The following is a 17,540-nucleotide window of genomic DNA, read 5'->3' on the forward strand; positions in this document are numbered from 1 at the left end:
TCCCGTCCTTTCCAGGGGCAGTGTCGACGCCCGACGCTAGGGGAGCGTGAATTGCCTCTGGGGCGTCGTCTCACTGGCCGGGACCAGCGGAGAGCACGAGGATCGGGCGGCTGATCCCGGCCTCCGGGACTTCGGATCACCGGAACGCATGACCGACATATCGTGACGGGGCAGCCGTTATGTCTATCTGCCGATCCGCTCCCTCACGGTTCGGTGCGAGGAGTGTCTCCCATGGTCAACAAGGTTCTGAGCACAGTCCGTGATCTGCTTCCGAAGATCGCGGCCCGCGCTCAGAAGGTCGACGATTCGCGCAAGATCTCCGAACGGACCATCCGAGAACTGTCCGAAGCCGGCGTCTTCTCGATGCTGGCGCCGAAGAGATACGGAGGCGCCGAAAGCGACCCGGTCCACTTCTACGAAGTGATCCGGGCAATCTCCGCTGCCTGTGGCTCGACGGGCTGGGTCGCCTCGGTGGTGGGGGTGCACCCGTGGCATCTGGCGCTTTTCGACGACCAAGCCCAGGCCGACGTGTGGGGAGAGGATCAGACGACGCTCATCTCGTCCGCCTACGCACCGGTCGGACGGCTGACGGCGGTGGACGGCGGCTACGAGCTTTCGGGCCAGTGGGGCTTTTCCTCCGGCTGTGATCACGCGAGTTGGGCGTTGCTGGGAGCGATGGTGGTCGGCATGGATGGCCGTCCCGTCGATTTCATGACGGTGTTGGTGCCGCGCACCGATTACGAAATCCGTGACGTGTGGGATGTCGTGGGTATGCGGGGCACCGCGAGCAACGAGATCGTGGTCGACAAGGCCTTCGTTCCCGAGCACCGATTGAAGCGCAACTACGAGACCGCACAACTGCGTGGACCCGGCCAAGCGGTCAATCCTGGCCCGCTGTACAAACTTCCGTTCGGGAGCATCTTCACCTCGACGGTGGCCGCCCCGTGTGTGGGCATCGTTGCCGGTTGTTACGAGGGGTACCTGGACGTGATGCGTGAGCGCGTCCGTCTGAGCTTGGGTGGTGGACGGTTCAGCGAGGATCAGTTCGCTCAAGTTGCCGTCGCACGTGCGTCGTCGGAGATCGACGCTGCGATTCTGCAGATGGATCGCAACATCCGGGAGATGTACGAACTTGCTGTCGCCGGCCAGGAGTTTCCGCTCTCGATGAGGCTTCGGGCCCGTCGTGATCAGGTTCGCGCGACGGAACGTTCGGTAGAAGCGATCGACATGCTGTTCAAGACGGCAGGCGGGAACTCCCTCTCTCGCGGAAACCCGATCGAGCGCGCGTGGCGCGACGTTCACGCAGGGAGCGTTCACGTTGCCAACGAACCGGAGCGCGCGTTGGCGCTGTACGGCCGGGCAGCGTTCGGGCTGCCGGTGGAGGACAACCTGATCTGACAGGTTGGCGCGACGCCGGGCGGGGTATTTGCCTCTGGATGAGGGAAGTTCCGGCTCTGACCATCGGCTCGCTCGTCGACATGGCAGGTGTCGCACGAGCGAAAGTGATGCCTGCGGCCCGAACTGGTGTCTTCGAGGAAATCGGTGCGGGAGTCTCGCCGAGTTGGAACGTCTTCTGCAGCGACGACCGGATTGCCTTCACGGATTCCTTTTCCGTCGTGGGCGATCTCCGACTACGTATCGACCGATCCGACCTCCGTGATCTCGGCGGTGGTGTGTCCTGGGCGCCCGCGACTGTGCACGAGCAGGACGGTTCGACGGCTGCCGTGTGCACGCGTTCCGCGCTTGCCGCCGTCGTTGCGCGGCTTGCCTCCGACGGCCTCGAAGCCCGTGTCGGCCATGAGATCGAGTTCACGCTTTTCGGTGACGCGTGTGGCGGTGAATGGTCGGCCTACGGGCTGGATGCGGTCGTTCGGCATGAGGACTTTCTCAAGGACCTCCTGCACAATGCCGAACGCGCACAACTACATATCGAGCAAGTCCATGCCGAATACGGACCCGATCAATTCGAGATATCGATCGCTCCGAGCGCTCCTGTTCAAGCCGCCGATCTCGTGGTGTTGGCTCGGATCTTGATCAGCCGTACGGCCAGAGCGCACGGAGTGGCGGCCTCGTTCTCGCCGATTCCCACCCTGGGCGGCGCAGGAAATGGTGCACACCAGCACTTTTCGTTGACCGCGAATGGTAGTTCGGTCTTCTCCGGCGGCAGTCGGGAGCATGGAATGACCGACGCTGGAGCTTCCGCTTTGGGCGGAATCCTCGCTCATCTGACGGAGTTCACGGCCGTCTTTGCGTCCTCACCGCTCTCCGGCCTCAGGCTGCGCCCGGACAATTGGTCGGGGGCCTACGTCTGTTGGGGGCTCGAGAACCGCGAAGCGGCACTGAGGTTCTGCGCAGAGTCGCCGTCGAATCCGCACGGCGCCAACGTCGAAGTGAAAATCATCGATCCGTCGGCCAACCCGTATCTGGCGACCGCTGCGATACTTGGCCTTTCGCATATCGGTATCGGCAATGCCGCGCCATTGCCTGCGGAAATTGCGGTGAACCCGTCGACTCTCACGGACGTGGAACGTCATGAGCGCGGGGTGACCCGAGTCCCCACCGATCTCGGCGAGATCGTGCAGAAGTTCAACTCCTCCTCGGTGGCGAAGGAAATCTTCGGGGAGTCGATCATCGAAGCGATGGTGTCCGTGAAGGGAGCCGAGCGGAAGACGTTTTCCCAGATGGACGAGGCGACAACCGTCGAGCGGCTTCGATACACCTGGACCTGAGGGGTTGGGAATCCGCTTTCGGCGTCTTGGAAGAAGTTCGAACCGGCGACTAGTCGGGAATCGGACACCGCGACAGCGGTGCCGGTGATTGAATGAGACTGATACTTCATTCATCACCGACTCAGGAGAGCCTGATGGCACCAGAAGTTGCGGTAGTTCTCGAGGGATACACCTACTTCGAATGCCCGCGCTGGCACGAGAACCGGATCTGGGTGTCGGACTTCTACACCTACCAGGTGATTTCGGCCCGCGAGGACGGGACCGACATACGCGTAGAGGCGGAGCTTCCAGGGCAGCCGTCCGGGCTGGGGTGGCTTCCGGACGGCAGATTGCTGGTCGTCTCCATGCGGGACCAGAAGATTCTGCGGCGAGAATCCGACGGCGAGTTGGTGGTGCACGCAGACTTGTCCGGGTACGTCAGTGCCAACGTCAACGACATGCTGGTCGACTTGCAGGGACGAGCGTACGTGGGCAACTTCGGGTTCGATCTGATGAACCTGGCTCCCGTCGAAACGGCAGATCTCCTCCGCGTCGACCCGGACGGGTCGGTGCACGTTGTGGCACGAGATCTCCACTTCCCCAACGGGATGGCTTTGACGTCAACCGGAGATCTACTCGTGGACGAAACCTTGGGGAATCGAATCAGCGCGTTTGCCGTCCAACCGGATGGCTCGCTGGGGGAGCGCCGCGACTGGGCGTCGTTCGGACCGGTGCCTGGTGGCCCCGAGATGGAGACCACTCTTGCACAGATTGTTGTTGCAGCCGATGGTTGTTGCATCGACGGAGACGATTCGATGTGGGTGGCCGATGCACTCGGAAGTCGAATTCTCCACGTGGACCCGTCTGGCAAGATAATCGATGAAATTGCCTTCGAGAGCGGCGTCTTCGCTTGCGGGCTCGGCGGTTCCGACGGTCGTACGCTGTTCGTGTGTGCCGCCCCGGACTTCAACGAACACGCTCGCAAGGTGGCTACCGAAGGAAAGCTGCTGTCGATTCGACTGGAGCCGTTGGCCTGACATGGAATTGGTGACCTCGCTACCTGCCGACACCCCGCTGCGGCAGGTAGCTCAGTACGTCGGCCGCATCGAGAATGTCGGTTTCGACACGGTGCACATCTCCGAGACCATTCGCGATCCGTTTGCGGTGGCGGCACTCGCCGTCGAGCACAGCACCACCCTCACCGTCCGGACGTCGATGGTTGTCGCGTTTGCGCGCAGTCCCATGGTGACGGCTTTGGCTGCGTGGGATCTGGCGGACTTCTCGGGTGGCCGATTCCAACTGGGGCTCGCGACGCAGGTGCGGGGAAACATCGTCGGGCGGTACTCGATGTCGTGGACGGATCCTGTTGCGCAACTGCGTGATTACGTCAGTGCGGTACGTGAGATCTTCCGAGTGTTCCAGGAGGGCGGTGAACTCGACCATGCCGGAACGCACTACACCTTCAACCGTCTGCAACCCTATTTCAACCCGGGGCCGATCGGCGTCCCCGCACCCGAGATATGGACAGGGGGAGTGAACTCTCGCATGTGCTCATTGGCCGGAGCCGTCGCCGACGGTTTTGTTGCTCACCCCACCAGCTCCCATCCGAAGGTGCTCGCGGAGAGGATCATTCCGGCTTTGGCGGCAGGCGGAAGGAAGCCTCGATTGATTGCCGTTCCGAAGACGATCACCGGCAAAGATCGTGCTGCGATACTTGCTCAACGAGAAGCGGTGCGCAGTGAACTTGCCTTTCTCTACTCCACACCGGCGTACCGAGTTGCGCTGGAGGTCCTCGGATTGTCCGAGGTCGGGGAGAAGCTGACTGCGATGGCGCGAACGGGCGATTGGGCTCGTCTACCCGCCGTTCTCGCCGACGAGGTTCTCGACATCTTGGTCACGCAATGCACTTACGCCGAACTCCCCGAAGCGCTGAGTTCGAAGTACGCGCACCTCTGCGACGGGATTGCACTGGCAGTGCCGACGGATCCCGCCGACGACGTCGCTTTCACAGCGATGTGTGAGGAGCTTCGAGCCGCCGCAGCGTCCGCCCCGTGACGTCCAATCGGCGCGATCTACACTTTCGGCATGGGGCGCGTCTACGAAGGCATCGATGAAAAGCTCACCACGTGGTTGCAGGCTCAACCGTTGTTCGTCGTTGCCACCGCACCGTTGTCTGCTGACGGGTTGGTCAATTGCTCACCCAAAGGGGGAGTCGGATCGTTTGTGGTGCTGACATCTACCCAGGTGGCGTACCTCGACCTGACTGGTAGCGGAGTGGAAACTATCGCGCATGTGCGCGAGAACTCGCGAATAACCCTGATGTTCATGGCATTTGGCGGACCACCGAAGATTGTACGGCTTCACGGCAATGCGCGCGTTCTACTGGCAGGGTCGGAACCGTTCAACGAGCTGGTCGGTAAGTTCCCCGACCACCCGGGGCTGCGGTCCATCGTCGTGGTTGATCTGACGCGCGTCTCGGATTCGTGCGGATACGCAGTACCGCTGATGGACTACCAATCCGACCGTGACGTGCTCGACCGCGTGGCGGAGAAGAAGGGCCCGGAGCGGCTCATCGCCTATCGCGCCGAGAAGAACGCGAAGAGTGTGGACGGTTTGCCCGGTATCGACCCGTAGTGACAACATCGGGACGCCGTGAGAAAGAAAGGCCGTGAGAAAGAAAGTGGGGCAGCCGATTGCGATATCGACTGCCCCACGATCTGTTGCCACACAGTGTGATTGAACTACGTTACTTCGCCATGTCCTGGGCTGCTCGGTAGGAGAAGACCATTGCCGTTCCCAGCGGAACTCCGGGGCCGGGGTAGAAGCGGCCGCTCAGTGACGCGCTCGTGTTACCGGCGGCGTACAGGCCGTCGATGGCGCTGCCGTCGGCGCGAAGGACTCGACCGTTGACGTCGGTGACCAATCCGCCCTTGGTGCCGAGGTCACTGAGGACGATGCGAGCTGCGTAGAACGGACCGTTCTCGATGGCCGTCAGCGCCGCATTCGCGCCGCCGTTGGGCGGGCAGAAGAATGCGTCGTACGGGTCCTCTCCGCGGTGGAATTCTTCGTCGACGCCCAGTTTTGCTGCATCGTTGAACTTTTCGACGGTGCTGCGCAATGCGTCGGCCGGTAGTCCGGTCTTGGCGGCGAGCTCTTCGAGAGTATCGGCGCCCACCCAGGTTCCGGCTTCGAGGTGTTTGGCTGGTGCCGTGTTCGGGATGCAGATGGCGGGCAGCCCGCCACCCTCGCGTGAGTCGAAGATCATGAACGACGGTACGGCAGAACCGTTGTCGTCGTGAGTATCCATTGCCCGGCCGAACTGGTCGTACGGAAGTGACTCGTTGAGGTAGCGCTCGCCCGCCTTGTCGACGACGAGGCCGCCGCGAACGCCGACCATGAAGGCTGCGCTGCCGTCGGGCTGCTCGATGCCGGGGCAGAACCATGCCTGATCGAGCAACGCGGTTGCGCCACCGACAGCGACACCGGCAGAGATCGCGTCGCCGGTATTGGCACCGAACGGGCCCATGCTCCAGATTGCCTTGCCAGGGGTGCCGGCCTGCTCACGCATCTCGGCGTTGCCTTCGATACCGCCCGCTGCCATCAGGACACCGCGGTTGGCCTTGATTCGCTGGGTTTCGCCGCCCGATTCGACCTCGGCCCCGACGACTCGTCCGTCTTCGACGATCAGGGAGGAGAGAACGGATTCGGTTCGAAGTTCTGCTTTGCCGGTGCTCTGGACTGCGGCCAGCAGACGGCCGATCAGTGCGCGCCCACCGATCATCGGGCCGGGAGCATGGCCTTGACCGGTGCGGTCTTGGTCCAGTTCCGGACGCACCTTGCCGGCGAGATCACCGATGTCGGCGGGATCAAGATCGAGCGGGTTGATGGAGCGTCCCGTGTCCATCCGGCCCTCGGCCTTGTAGTAGTCGGGAAACGCCCGGAACTCGAATTCGATGTTCGGGTTCTCCTCGAGCAACGCGACCACTGCCGGTGCGGTCTCGACGTAGGCGTCCTGGCGATCGGACTCGGAGTCGCCGAGCAGCGCGCGCAGATAGGTGCGTGCGTTCTCCGTCGAGTCAGGCAGTCCCGCGCGTTCCTGTACCTGGGTTCCCGGCAGCCAGATGGATGCGCCCGAGTACGCGGAAGTTCCGCCGAAGCGATCGGTTTTCTCGAGGACGATCGTCGTCAATCCTCGAGCTGCCGCGGTGTATGCGCCGGTCAGCGCGCCGCCGCCGGAGCCGACTACCAACACGTCGCACTCGGTGGTCCAGTCCTGCATCATTGCGTCCTTACTCCAAGAGGGTGGGGTGTCCACGGAATACCGCACGGAGAGAGAAGGCCATGCCAGGTCCCACTGAGCGGGCAATATGCCGAGATGGGTGATCGAGATGCGAGAATTGGCGAGGTCGTTCGCGACCGAGACACAGAATCGATGATGGGGGCGACGTTGCCGAGAATTGCCGAGGTCAGGGACGCTGCCGAGCCCAGTTCGGACGAGCAGCGGGCGCGCCATGTGCGAATGTTGGAAGCGGCTGCCGAATTGGGGACCGAGAAGGAACTCTCACGGGTTCAGATGCACGAAGTCGCCAAGCGGGCGGGCGTGGCCATCGGCACCCTTTATCGCTACTTCCCCTCGAAGACGCACCTCTTCGTCGCGGTGATGGTCGAGCAGATCGATCAGATCGGCGACAGCTTCGCCAAGCATCAGGTTCAGTCGGACAATCCGCAGGACGCGGTGTACGAGGTGTTGGTTCGCGCCACTCGCGGGTTACTGCGTCGGCCGGCTCTCTCGACCGCGATGCTGCAGTCGTCCAGTACCGCCAATGTCGCGACGGTGCCGGACGTGGGCAAGATCGATCGTGGATTCCGGCAGATCATCCTCGATGCGGCCCGAATCGAGAACCCCACCGAGGAAGACAACACAGGTCTGCGTCTGCTGATGCAGCTGTGGTTCGGGGTCATCCAGTCCTGCCTCAATGGTCGAATCTCCATCCCCGATGCGGAGTACGACATCCGCAAAGGGTGTGACCTGCTTCTGGTGAATCTCTCACGACACTGACGTGACCTCGCCCTCTCGGGGGTGAGTTCGTCATAGCTTCAAAATTGAAATCAATTCTATTATTGAAGGTGTCGTGGTGCCGAAGTGGCCGTTTGTGGGGGCATTGCCCTCCTCTCATTAATAGAATACATTGCAAAAAAGTTGACGGTGAGCCAGCTCACCGACCGAAAACTCCACGAAGGAGCGCACATCATGGGTCATGCAGTCATCGTCGAGGCCGCTCGTACACCGATCGGCCGTCGTCGCGGCGCCCTGGCGGGACTGCACCCCGCCGAGATTCTGGGAGCAGCGCAGCTCGGGGTCCTCGAGCGGGCAGGCGTCGCACCGGAAGACATCGGACAGATCATCGGCGGCTGTGTCACCCAGGCAGGTGAGCAGTCCAACAACGTCACGCGGCAGGCGTGGCTGCACGCCGGATTGCCGTACAGCACAGCCGCAACCACCATCGACTGCGCCTGTGGATCTGCGCAGCAGGCAGTGCATTTGATTTCCGGCCTGATTTCGTCTGGTCAGATCTCGGCCGGTATCGGCTGCGGCGTCGAGGCCATGAGTCGTGTGTTCCTGGGCCAGGCCAATGCGCCCGGAACGGGAAACCCGTACCCGGACGACTGGACCATCGACATGGGTGACCAGTTCACCTCTGCTCAGCGTATTGCCGAGAAGCGTGGCATCACACGCGCGGACGTCGACGCCTTCGGTCTCGAGTCGCAGCGCCGTGCAGCCCAGGCCTGGGCAGAAGGCCGTTTCGACCGGGAGATCGTTCCCGTCAAGGCTCCGGTCGTAGACAAGGAAGGCGTGCGTACCGGCGAGATCGCCACCGTCACTCGCGATGGCGGCCTGCGTGAGACGACGGCCGAAGCGCTCGCCGGGCTCAGGCCGGTTATCGAAGGCCATATCCACACCGCCGGCAACTCGTCGCAGATCAGTGATGGCGCGGCTGCGGTACTGCTGATGAGCGAAGAGCGCGCACAGGAACTGGGATTGAAGCCCCGCGCGCGGATCGTCGCGTCCGGCATGGTCGGATCCGATCCCTTCTATCACCTGGACGGACCGATCGAGTCCACCCAGATGGTGCTCGACAAGGCCAAAATGACCTTGGACGACATCGATCTCGTCGAAATCAACGAAGCGTTTGCCTCGGTCGTGCTCTCCTGGGCGCAGGTTCACGGCGCAGACCTGTCCAAGGTCAACGTCAACGGTGGTGCGATCGCGCTCGGACATCCCGTCGGTTCCACGGGCGCTCGTCTGATCACCACTGCGCTGCACGAACTCGAGCGCTCGAACAAGTCGACGGCTCTGGTCACGATGTGCGCCGGTGGCGCTCTCTCGACCGCCACCATCATCGAACGCATCTGACCCGTACTGACACTGTCGAATTGACGAGGTAGACATGACTATTGGATTGAGTGAAGAAGATCGCGACCTCCGCGACTCCGTACGGGGCTGGGCGGCGCGCCACGCAACACCCACCGTCATCCGTGAAGCTGTCGAGGCGAAGATCGAAACCCGCCCGCAACTCTGGAACGGGCTTGCCGAGCAGGGGCTTCTCGGACTGCACGTAGCCGAGGAATTCGGTGGCGCCGGTTACGGACTGGTCGAACTCGCGATCGTCGTCGAGGAACTGGGACGCTCCATGGTTCCCGGTCCGTTCCTGCCGACGGTAGTGATCAGCGCTGTTCTCAGTGATGCCGGAGTATCGGGCAGACTGCCGGCACTTGTGGACGGAAGCACGCTCGGAGCTGTTGCACTGCAGCCGGGTTCGCTGAAGATCGCGCGGGACGGTGACACTGCCACGCTGAGCGGTACGTCCAGTCAGATTCTCGGCGGTCATGTCGGCGACGTGTTCCTGCTCGCTACGGACAGCGGGTTCGTGTTGCTCGAACGCGATCGTCTCGAGGTGACAGACCTGGCCAGCTACGACGTTGTACGTCGTAACTCCGAGGTCACCGTCGACGGACTAGTTCTCACTGATGCGGAAATCCTCGCCATCGACACCCAGCGTGTACTTGACATTGCCGCAACATTGTCCGCGGCCGAGGCATCCGGCTTGGCGGACTGGGCAGTCACGACCTCAGCCGACTACGCGAAGGTGCGTCAGCAGTTCGGTCGTCCGATCGGCCAGTTCCAGGGCGTCAAGCACAAGGCTGCTCGGATGCTCGCTCTTGCCGAGCAGGCACGCGTCTGCGCCTGGGATGCTGCACGTGCCCTGACGCCGGCGAACGGTGTCGGTGCCGAAGAGGCTTCTCTCGCAGCAGCCGTCGCCGGAGCAACTGCTCTGGAGGCCGGCTTCTCCGTCACGCGCGACTGCATCCAGGTGCTCGGCGGTATCGGTTACACCTGGGAGCACGACGCACACCTTTACTTGCGTCGTGCGCAGTCCTTGCGAATTCTGCTGGGTTCCAAGGCATCCTGGCGTCGACGCGTTGCCGAGTTGACCATTGCCGGCACCCGGCGCGTGCTCAGCATCGAATTGCCGCCCGAGGCCGAGGCGATCCGCGCCGACGTTCGAGCCGAGCTCGCACCGGCGTTGGACCTCGAAGGTGCCGCGCAGAAGACGTATCTCGCGGAAAAGGGTTACACCGCGCCACACTTCACGGCTCCGTGGGGCAAGTCCGCCGATGCCGTCAGCCAGCTGGTCATTGCCGAAGAGCTACGCGCTGCGAAGATCAAGCCGCACGACATGATCATCGGCAACTGGGTCATCCCGACGCTCATCGCGCACGGCAACGAGGAGCAGCTTGCCAAGTTCGTCCCGCCGTCACTGCGCGGCGACATCGTCTGGTGCCAACTCTTCTCCGAGCCCGGCGCAGGTTCCGACCTCGCGGCTCTGAGCACCAAGGCCACCAAGGTAGATGGCGGCTGGAAGTTGCAGGGCCAGAAGGTGTGGACGTCGATGGCACGCGACGCGCACTGGGGAATTTGCCTCGCCCGCACCGACGCCGACGCCCCCAAGCACAAGGGCTTGTCCTACTTTCTCATCGACATCAAGAACAGCGGTCTCGACATTCGTCCGCTGCGCGAGATCACCGGCGAGGCACTCTTCAACGAGGTGTTCTTCGACGACGTCTTCGTTCCGGACGAGTGCCTGGTCGGCGAGCCGGGTGACGGCTGGAAGCTCGCTCGCACCACGCTGGCCAACGAGCGTGTCTCGCTGTCCAACGACTCGTCTCTGGGATCGGGCGGCGAGGCTCTGCTGAGCCTGGTCGACGGACTTCCCGGTGGTATCGACGACGAGCAGCTGACGGTTCTCGGAAAGGTGCTGTGCGACGCACAATCCGGCGGTCTGCTCGGTCTGCGCACCACATTGCGCTCGCTTACCGGCGCACAGCCGGGGGCTGAGTCCTCGGTGGCAAAGCTGATCGGCGTCGAGCACATCCAGCAGGTCTGGGATGTGGCGATGGAGTGGGCTGGTCCCAGTTCCCTTCTGGGCGATCAGCATCGGATGTCTGCGACGCAGATGTTCCTGAACTCGCAGTGCATGTCCATCGCCGGTGGTACAACCAATGTTCAGCTCAACATCATCGGTGAGCGAATCCTGGGTCTGCCCCGTGACCCCGAACCGGGAAAGTGACCTGCACATGAGCAATCGCACCTTCGTCATCGGCGTGGGCATGACCAAGTTCGAGAAGATCGAGACCCGCGACTGGGAATACCCGGACATGGTGACCGAGGCAGTCTCGAATGCCCTGACCGATGCCGGGATCGGCTACGACCAGATCCAGCGTGCTGCAGTCGGTTACGTGTTCAACGCGTCGACTGCCGGCCAGCGAGCCCTCTACGAGATCGGTCTGACCGGCATCCCTATCTTCAACGTCAACAACAACTGCGCCACGGGGTCGACGGCGCTGATGATGGCGCGCGAATGGGTCCAGGCGGGGCAAGCGGACTGCGCCTTGGCTGTCGGATTCGAGAAGATGACCAAAACGGCGTTGACCGGCAACGGTGAGATGCCCAAGGTCACCACTTTGGACTCTCAGCTGAAAATCATGGTCGAGAACTACGGCTTCGCCCGCTCGCCCATGACCGCTCAGTTGTTCGGCAACGCTGCCGTCGAACACATGAAGAAGTACGGCACCACGATCGAGCAGATTGCAGCCGTGGCGGTCAAGAACCACAAGCACTCGGTCAACAATCCGTATGCACAGTTCCGTGACGAGTACACCCTCGAACAGGTACTGGGCGACAAGATGATTCACGAGCCGCTGACGCGCTCACAGTGTTCGCCGACCTCGGACGGTGCTGGTGCCGCAGTGGTCGTGAGCGAGAAGTTCGTGCGTGAGCACGGTCTCGAAGACCAGGCGATCGAGATCGTCGCGCAGGCTTTGACCACCGACACCGAGGCAGCGTTCGCCGAGAAGTCGATGATCGACGTGGTCGGTGCGCCGATGACGGCAGCCGCGGCCGAACAGGTCTTTGCGCAGGCCGGGATCACCATCGATGATGTCGACGTCATCGAATTGCACGACTGCTTCGCGATCAACGAGATCATCACCTACGAGGGCCTGGGGATGTGCGCGGTCGGAGATGGCGGAAAGCTCGTCGAATCCGGCGCAACCACCTACGGTGGCCAGTGGGTTGTCAACCCGTCGGGTGGTTTGATCTCGAAGGGACACCCGCTGGGTGCGACGGGCTTGGCACAGTGCGCCGAACTCACGTGGCAGCTCCGCGGGACGGCAGATGCCCGCCAGGTCGAGGGCGCTCGAATTGGACTGCAGCACAACCTCGGACTGGGCGGCGCGTGCGTCGTGACGGTCTACCGAGCCGGAACCTTGGAGAACTGATGGCTATCGATCTTGCAGTGGCATTGGCTGCCGAACCGACTGTGCGCGAGGCGTCGTGGACCGATCGCGACGTCATGCTTTACCAACTGGGTCTGGGGGCCGGCGTGAACGCGCTGAATCCTGCTGAACTGACCTGGGTGTACGAAAAGGGCCTGAAGGTACTCCCGACGTTTGCAATGGTTGCAGGCCAAGGAGTTTCGGCGGGTGTACTGCCGGCGCCGTCGATGAGCATGCCGGGAATCGACATCGACCTGCGCAAGATCCTGCACGGTGGGCAGTCGCTGTCACTTCACGCCCCGATCCCGTCGACGGGTTCCGCGCGTATTTCCTCCCGCGTCGCCGACGTCTGGGACAAGGGAAAGGCGGCTGTGATCGTTCTCGAGACCGCAGCCCATGACCTTGACGGGAATCCGTTGTGGACCACAGGAATGCAGATCTGGGCGCGCGGCGAAGGCGGATTCGGCGGAGATACCGGACCCGAAGTTGTTGCCGGGGTGCCTGATCGAGCGCCGGACAAGGTACTGACGTCGAGTACCAGTCCCTCGCAAGCGTTGGTGTACCGACTCAGCGGAGACATGAACCCTCTTCACGCCGATCCTGCCTTCGCGAAGATGGCGGGCTTCGACGCACCGATCCTGCATGGTCTCGCGTCGTACGGCATCGTCTGCAAGGCAGTGGTAGACGGGATTCTCGACGGAGATCCGAGCCGTGTGAAGAACTACTCAGTGCGGTTTGCCGGTTCGCTGTTCCCCGGCGAATCCATCACCACCTCGGTATGGCAGGACGGCAACATACTGACCTTGGCGGCGACGTGCCCCGAGCGCGAGAACTCCCCGGTTCTCACACACGCAACAATGGAGATCAACTGATGGACCTCGGTACGCACCCCACGGCAGCAACACATCCGGGCGGCACGATTCTGACGTCGCCGCCGCAGGACGCCCCGGTCGACCGGGCGACGGCAGCGGCGCGTCGCGTTGTCGACGCGATGCTGCGGACCGACCGCGGAAACGCCAATCTGGACCGGGTTGCGGAGGAGCTCAACAGCATTGCCGAGCACCTCGAGCAGCACTCGCCCGAGGTGGCCGAGCGGTTGATCGACATGTGGAACGGTGAGGGCGTGACTCGTCACGATCCAGTGACCGGTCCCGAGAACGCCATTGCGCCGCCGCTCGTCCTGGAAGGGCTTCCTGACGGTTCGGTGCAGGGAGTCGTCACGTTGACTCTGCCATACCAGGGACCGCCCGGTCACGTGCACGGCGGCGTTTCGGCGCTACTGCTCGATCACGTTCTCGGTGTCGCCAATGCCTGGGGTGGAACTTCCGGTATGACAGCACAATTGAGCACTCGCTACCACCGCCCGACTCCGCTGTTCGAGCCCCTCACCATCAGCGGCAAGTTCCTTTCCAAGGACGGCCGCAAGATTCACACCGTCGGCGAGATCAAGACGGCGGACGGCGAAGTGTGCGTGTCCGTAGAGGGATTGTTCATCGACAAGACGGTGCCGCGCCCCAGGTAGGGGTTCTGATGAAGGAGGCCCCCGTGGGCAAGCTCGACGGACGTGTAGCAGTGGTCACCGGTGCCGGTATGGGCATCGGTCGCGGAGTGGCAGGCGCGTTTGCACGTGAAGGCGCGTCGGTCCTGGTTGCCGAGATCGACGAGGCAGCTGGTATCGAGACGGCGCAGTGGCTGCGCGACGAATGGGGCGTGGAGGCGGAGTTCATCCGCACCGACGTCACTGACAAAGCGCAGGTTGTTTCCATGGTCGACCGGGCCGTGGAGCGGTTCGGACGCCTCGACATTCTGGTCAACAATGCTTGGCGGACTTTCGGTTTCGCTCGGTTCGAGAAGATGACCGACGAGCAGCTGCGCGGCGGTTTCGACATGGCAGTGATGGCGGCTTTCTGGGCCATGCAGGCTGCACTACCGGAACTCGAGCGTCACGGCACGGGCCGCGTGATCAACATGTGCAGCCTCAATGGCGTGAACGCCCACATGTATTCGGTGCAGTACAACGCGGCCAAGGAAGCTCTGCGGACGCTCACTCGAACCGCCGCGCGTGAGTGGGCTCCTCGGCAGGTGACCTGCAACGTCATCTGCCCCGGCGCGCAGAGCGCGGCGTACAAGCGTGTTGCCGAAGCCAATCCGGAGAACGTGGCCGTCATGGCCGCACAGAATCCGATGGGGCGGATCGGGGACCCTCTCGACGACATCGGTCCCGTTGCGGCCTTCCTGGCGAGTGACGACAGCTGGTACGTCACCGGCAACACCCTCTTCGTCGACGGTGGTGGGCACATCAACGGTGTGCAGTGGGCGCCGACGGTCGACTGATCGGCGGTTACTTGGCCGTGAACCCCGCGTCGACGGGCAACGCGATACCTGTGACGTATCGAGCTTGATCCGAGACCAACCAGGCTATCGCGTTGCTGACGTCGGAAGCCTCGATCAGCCCGACGTCCAAGAGATTGCCGACGTCGGCTCCGCTCGACGTGGGGGAGTCCGCAAACAGTTTCGCGACGACTTCGTTGACGACCATCGGCGTATTTGCTCCCGCCGGATGCACGGAGTTGACACGAATATTGTGGGGAGCAAGCCAGTGTGACCACGTGCGTCCCAGTCCCACGATGGCGTGTTTACTCGCGCAGTAGCCGTCGGATCCGCCGGTCCCGTCACCCCCACGTCCGACGAGTCCCAATGTCGAACCGGTAAGGACTATCGCGCCGCCCGTCCCTTGCTCGATCATCGCGGGCGCTGCGGCCTGGACGGTATTCCAGACGCCGAAAAGATTGACCTCCATCTGGTCGCGGAACGCGTGGGCATCGTCGACGTCCGGGGACATCATGCCGATACCGGCGTTGGCCAGAACGATGTCGAGGCTGCCCAACGCAGCGATTCCTTCGGATACTGCAGTTCGCAGTGCGGGCAGATCGCGAACATTTACTTCTCGTGCGACGATATTTCGCCCGAGGTCCTCGACCAACGTTGTTGTCTGCCGTAAATCGTCGGCGGTTCCCATCGGGTAGGCCACCGATTCGATCTGATGGCAGATGTCGAGCGCAATGATGTTCGCGCCCTCTTGCGCCAATCGCACGGCGTGGCTTCGGCCCTGACCTCGGGCGGCCCCGGTGATCAGTGCGGTTTTGCCTTCCAACTGTCCGGGCATGAGTGCTCCGTCCGTCGCAAATCTTGAATTCTCGGTCACGAGTAGAGACCCGAGTGGACGGCGAAACTCGTCGCCGGCGACGTAGTCTGAGTTCAGATACAGCGGGAACTCGCTTCGGAAGAGAAGAGGCTCGGGATGTCCGAATGGGTGAAGAAGGTCGAAGCTGAAGCCAAGGGGCTCCTCGCCGAGGCGGAAGAAGAGCTGACCGTCCTCGAAGGTGTCGACACTATTGATCCACTTGCTGAGGACGATCCGGCAACAGACGACGACACCAAGCCGGCGTCGGACTGACACTGCGACGCATCGACGCGCCTCAGAACGGTGGCGGGTCATCCCCGTAATTGATGGGTTCTCGGTGAGCTCGCAGTGAATTCCACCGCCTACGGCGCTGGTTATTGCGTTCGCTCTGGATACGGGCAGCCTTGTTCTCTGCCTGGGTCCGCCGATTTCGACCACCTTGCGGCGGTATCGGTTCGTGTAGGCCGGCCATCAACCCTGCGGGCCGCGTTCGGTAACCGTGCCCGGTCGGCGACGTCAGCGACATGGTTCGATCCTCGTTCGACGCGAACCGCCACCGATCGGAATGCTTGAGGCGATGATGATTGCGGCAGAACGCACTCATATTCGACTCGACTGTTTTGCCGCCGCGGTCGGGGGCGCCATGATGGAAGGGTTCATTGTGGTCGAGGTCGGAATTCCAGGCCGGGACATCACAATGCAGCCACTGGCAGCTGCCCGCGATGATCCGCAACCACGTATCGAGTACTGCACCTGGCCGGTAGACGTGTGCCGACGCAGCCACCGGTTCGGTGGCGACATCAGCGGGTACGCGGACCTTTCGAATGACGGCGTCTTGCACGATGTCGCGAGCATGCTCAGCGCTGATCACTCCGTACCCGTCCAGGTGGGCGGGCTCGCCGCCACCGCGCAGAGTGGAATCAGCCATCACGACGTGGACCACGGGCCGGCGAACGACAACAGCACCCCTACGATCCTGTGGGCAATCAGCACGGTCACAATTACACGGCAAGAACGGTGATCCGTTGGTCAACTCGAAGAGCGCGTCGGCTCGCCGTTGCTCGTAGGTTCGCGAGTCGTGTCGGCACACCGACATCGCCAACTCGCGCAACCGACCGTCGAAGGCCCGCGCCTGCTCGGCCGGAACGCTTCCCAAGATTTTGGCCATCCCGTCCTCGGCGGCACTGACCCCGACGAACCGATCGGTGAGAGCGCGACGTCGGCGTTCTCGCATGCCTTCCGGGTCCACCGCCGCCACGATCCGATCGATCGCCGCTGTCAGGCGCCGACCCGTCAGGCCGGTTCCACCGGCAACCGGTGGTGCGAGGACGTGCTCGAGCAGTAGTCGTTCGACCTCGTCGATCAACTCGTCTTTCACGTTCGCCGTTGCGGAATCGATCAATCCCACGCGGTACAGATCCAACTCGCCGCGCGCCATCGCCGCTCGAGTGCGATGCAAACGGGTCTTCAACGAGAAACCCAACCCGATCAACTTCCCGGCAGCTGCGCGACCCATCGTGAGCGTCGCACCGATTTCCGATTCCGCCAACTCGTGTGCGGTCGACGACCAGGTCCCACTGGCGACATGCTCTGAGCTTCGCCGCGAAAAGAACTCGGCAACGACGGCGAGCTTGCGTTCGACCAGCATCGCCTCGCATGCGTGCAGATCGGTCATGAGATCAACCAGGGCACAATCAGTTTCGGTACCGGTCAGCTGTGCTGAGATACCGAAAAGCTCTGTCGTGGGGTTGAACATGCATCGAATTATATTCGAATGTGTGTTCGATTGAAACTGAATCCTCAAATCAGTC

The 17,540-nt window shown here is 62.6% G+C and carries 16 protein-coding genes; 13 read left to right on the forward strand and 3 right to left on the reverse strand.

The genetic code is table 11. The features are described from left to right. Positions 1-231 precede the first annotated feature (231 nt). From hsaA to ACFWEM_RS04510, 5 genes are all read left to right on the forward strand, one after another. On the forward strand, positions 232-1,398 hold the full coding sequence (gene hsaA / locus ACFWEM_RS04490) for a 3-hydroxy-9,10-secoandrosta-1,3,5(10)-triene-9,17-dione monooxygenase oxygenase subunit (RefSeq protein WP_378446802.1): 1,167 nt from the start codon (positions 232-234) through the stop codon (positions 1,396-1,398). A 38-nt stretch (positions 1,399-1,436) separates the two neighbouring features. After that, positions 1,437-2,729, forward strand: coding sequence for a glutamine synthetase (locus tag ACFWEM_RS04495; protein ID WP_378531500.1), 1,293 nt, complete (start codon positions 1,437-1,439; stop codon positions 2,727-2,729). A 134-nt stretch (positions 2,730-2,863) separates the two neighbouring features. Further along, a complete protein-coding gene (locus ACFWEM_RS04500) occupies positions 2,864-3,745 on the forward strand; it encodes an SMP-30/gluconolactonase/LRE family protein (RefSeq protein ID WP_378531502.1) in 882 nt (293 codons plus the stop codon). A gap of 1 nt (position 3,746) precedes the next feature. Continuing rightward, positions 3,747-4,763 (forward strand): TIGR03617 family F420-dependent LLM class oxidoreductase, encoded by a 1,017-nt coding sequence (locus ACFWEM_RS04505; protein ID WP_378531504.1) that lies wholly within the window; start codon positions 3,747-3,749, stop codon positions 4,761-4,763. 30 nt (positions 4,764-4,793) lie between these two features. Next, complete coding sequence (locus ACFWEM_RS04510; RefSeq protein WP_378531507.1) at positions 4,794-5,342, forward strand: pyridoxamine 5'-phosphate oxidase family protein; 549 nt, start codon at positions 4,794-4,796, stop codon at positions 5,340-5,342. Between the two features lie 112 nt (positions 5,343-5,454). On the opposite strand, the gene ACFWEM_RS04515 is transcribed toward ACFWEM_RS04510, so the two are convergent. After that, the gene (locus ACFWEM_RS04515) at positions 5,455-6,987 is read right to left on the reverse strand and encodes an FAD-dependent oxidoreductase (RefSeq protein ID WP_378532732.1); all 1,533 of its coding nucleotides are present in this window, start codon (positions 6,985-6,987) and stop codon (positions 5,455-5,457) included. A gap of 153 nt (positions 6,988-7,140) precedes the next feature. On the opposite strand from ACFWEM_RS04515, the gene ACFWEM_RS04520 reads away from it, so the two are divergent. From ACFWEM_RS04520 to ACFWEM_RS04550, 7 genes are all read left to right on the forward strand, one after another. Beyond that, a complete protein-coding gene (locus ACFWEM_RS04520) occupies positions 7,141-7,767 on the forward strand; it encodes a TetR family transcriptional regulator (RefSeq protein WP_378532734.1) in 627 nt (208 codons plus the stop codon). 192 nt (positions 7,768-7,959) lie between these two features. After that, positions 7,960-9,123, forward strand: a complete 1,164-nt coding sequence (locus ACFWEM_RS04525; protein ID WP_378532736.1) for a steroid 3-ketoacyl-CoA thiolase — start codon at positions 7,960-7,962, stop codon at positions 9,121-9,123. 34 nt (positions 9,124-9,157) lie between these two features. Beyond that, complete coding sequence (locus tag ACFWEM_RS04530; RefSeq protein ID WP_378531509.1) at positions 9,158-11,338, forward strand: acyl-CoA dehydrogenase; 2,181 nt, start codon at positions 9,158-9,160, stop codon at positions 11,336-11,338. Between the two features lie 7 nt (positions 11,339-11,345). Then, positions 11,346-12,548: a lipid-transfer protein gene (locus ACFWEM_RS04535; RefSeq protein ID WP_378531511.1), complete on the forward strand. Its 1,203-nt coding sequence runs from the start codon at positions 11,346-11,348 to the stop codon at positions 12,546-12,548. Then, a complete protein-coding gene (locus tag ACFWEM_RS04540) occupies positions 12,548-13,417 on the forward strand; it encodes a MaoC/PaaZ C-terminal domain-containing protein (RefSeq protein ID WP_378531513.1) in 870 nt (289 codons plus the stop codon). The genes ACFWEM_RS04535 and ACFWEM_RS04540 overlap by 1 nt, the downstream gene beginning before the upstream one ends. Then, complete coding sequence (locus ACFWEM_RS04545) at positions 13,417-14,067, forward strand: PaaI family thioesterase (protein WP_378531515.1); 651 nt, start codon at positions 13,417-13,419, stop codon at positions 14,065-14,067. Before ACFWEM_RS04540 ends, ACFWEM_RS04545 begins: the two co-directional genes overlap by 1 nt. Positions 14,068-14,090: 23 nt before the next feature. After that, positions 14,091-14,879, forward strand: coding sequence for an SDR family NAD(P)-dependent oxidoreductase (locus tag ACFWEM_RS04550; RefSeq protein ID WP_378532739.1), 789 nt, complete (start codon positions 14,091-14,093; stop codon positions 14,877-14,879). 7 nt (positions 14,880-14,886) lie between these two features. Here ACFWEM_RS04550 and ACFWEM_RS04555 read toward each other — a convergent pair whose 3' ends face one another. Continuing rightward, entirely contained in the window at positions 14,887-15,711 is an 825-nt protein-coding gene (locus ACFWEM_RS04555) for a mycofactocin-coupled SDR family oxidoreductase (protein ID WP_378532741.1), read from the reverse strand. Positions 15,712-15,846: 135 nt separating this feature from the next. Between ACFWEM_RS04555 and ACFWEM_RS04560 the strand changes: the two genes are divergently transcribed. Then, positions 15,847-16,002, forward strand: a complete 156-nt coding sequence (locus ACFWEM_RS04560) for a hypothetical protein (protein WP_378531517.1) — start codon at positions 15,847-15,849, stop codon at positions 16,000-16,002. A gap of 22 nt (positions 16,003-16,024) precedes the next feature. On the opposite strand, the gene ACFWEM_RS04565 is transcribed toward ACFWEM_RS04560, so the two are convergent. Then, positions 16,025-17,485, reverse strand: coding sequence for a DUF222 domain-containing protein (locus tag ACFWEM_RS04565; protein ID WP_378531519.1), 1,461 nt, complete (start codon positions 17,483-17,485; stop codon positions 16,025-16,027). Between the last annotated feature and the right edge of the window lie 55 nt (positions 17,486-17,540).

Source organism: Rhodococcus sp. NPDC060176, assembly GCF_042728675.1.
GTDB lineage: Bacteria > Actinomycetota > Actinomycetes > Mycobacteriales > Mycobacteriaceae > Rhodococcus_F.

Excerpts from the sequence above, each read along its gene's own strand:
- hsaA (WP_378446802.1), top strand. The coding sequence starts at position 232 with ATGGTCAACAAGGTTCTGAGCACAGTCCGTGATCTGCTTCCGAAGATC.
- ACFWEM_RS04495 (WP_378531500.1), top strand. The coding sequence starts at position 1,437 with ATGAGGGAAGTTCCGGCTCTGACCATCGGCTCGCTCGTCGACATGGCA.
- ACFWEM_RS04500 (WP_378531502.1), top strand. The coding sequence starts at position 2,864 with ATGGCACCAGAAGTTGCGGTAGTTCTCGAGGGATACACCTACTTCGAA.
- ACFWEM_RS04505 (WP_378531504.1), top strand. The coding sequence starts at position 3,747 with ATGGAATTGGTGACCTCGCTACCTGCCGACACCCCGCTGCGGCAGGTA.
- ACFWEM_RS04510 (WP_378531507.1), top strand. The coding sequence starts at position 4,794 with ATGGGGCGCGTCTACGAAGGCATCGATGAAAAGCTCACCACGTGGTTG.
- ACFWEM_RS04515 (WP_378532732.1), bottom strand. The coding sequence starts at position 6,987 with ATGCAGGACTGGACCACCGAGTGCGACGTGTTGGTAGTCGGCTCCGGC.
- ACFWEM_RS04520 (WP_378532734.1), top strand. The coding sequence starts at position 7,141 with ATGATGGGGGCGACGTTGCCGAGAATTGCCGAGGTCAGGGACGCTGCC.
- ACFWEM_RS04525 (WP_378532736.1), top strand. The coding sequence starts at position 7,960 with ATGGGTCATGCAGTCATCGTCGAGGCCGCTCGTACACCGATCGGCCGT.
- ACFWEM_RS04530 (WP_378531509.1), top strand. The coding sequence starts at position 9,158 with ATGACTATTGGATTGAGTGAAGAAGATCGCGACCTCCGCGACTCCGTA.
- ACFWEM_RS04535 (WP_378531511.1), top strand. The coding sequence starts at position 11,346 with ATGAGCAATCGCACCTTCGTCATCGGCGTGGGCATGACCAAGTTCGAG.
- ACFWEM_RS04540 (WP_378531513.1), top strand. The coding sequence starts at position 12,548 with ATGGCTATCGATCTTGCAGTGGCATTGGCTGCCGAACCGACTGTGCGC.
- ACFWEM_RS04545 (WP_378531515.1), top strand. The coding sequence starts at position 13,417 with ATGGACCTCGGTACGCACCCCACGGCAGCAACACATCCGGGCGGCACG.
- ACFWEM_RS04555 (WP_378532741.1), bottom strand. The coding sequence starts at position 15,711 with ATGCCCGGACAGTTGGAAGGCAAAACCGCACTGATCACCGGGGCCGCC.
- ACFWEM_RS04560 (WP_378531517.1), top strand. The coding sequence starts at position 15,847 with ATGTCCGAATGGGTGAAGAAGGTCGAAGCTGAAGCCAAGGGGCTCCTC.
- ACFWEM_RS04565 (WP_378531519.1), bottom strand. The coding sequence starts at position 17,485 with ATGTTCAACCCCACGACAGAGCTTTTCGGTATCTCAGCACAGCTGACC.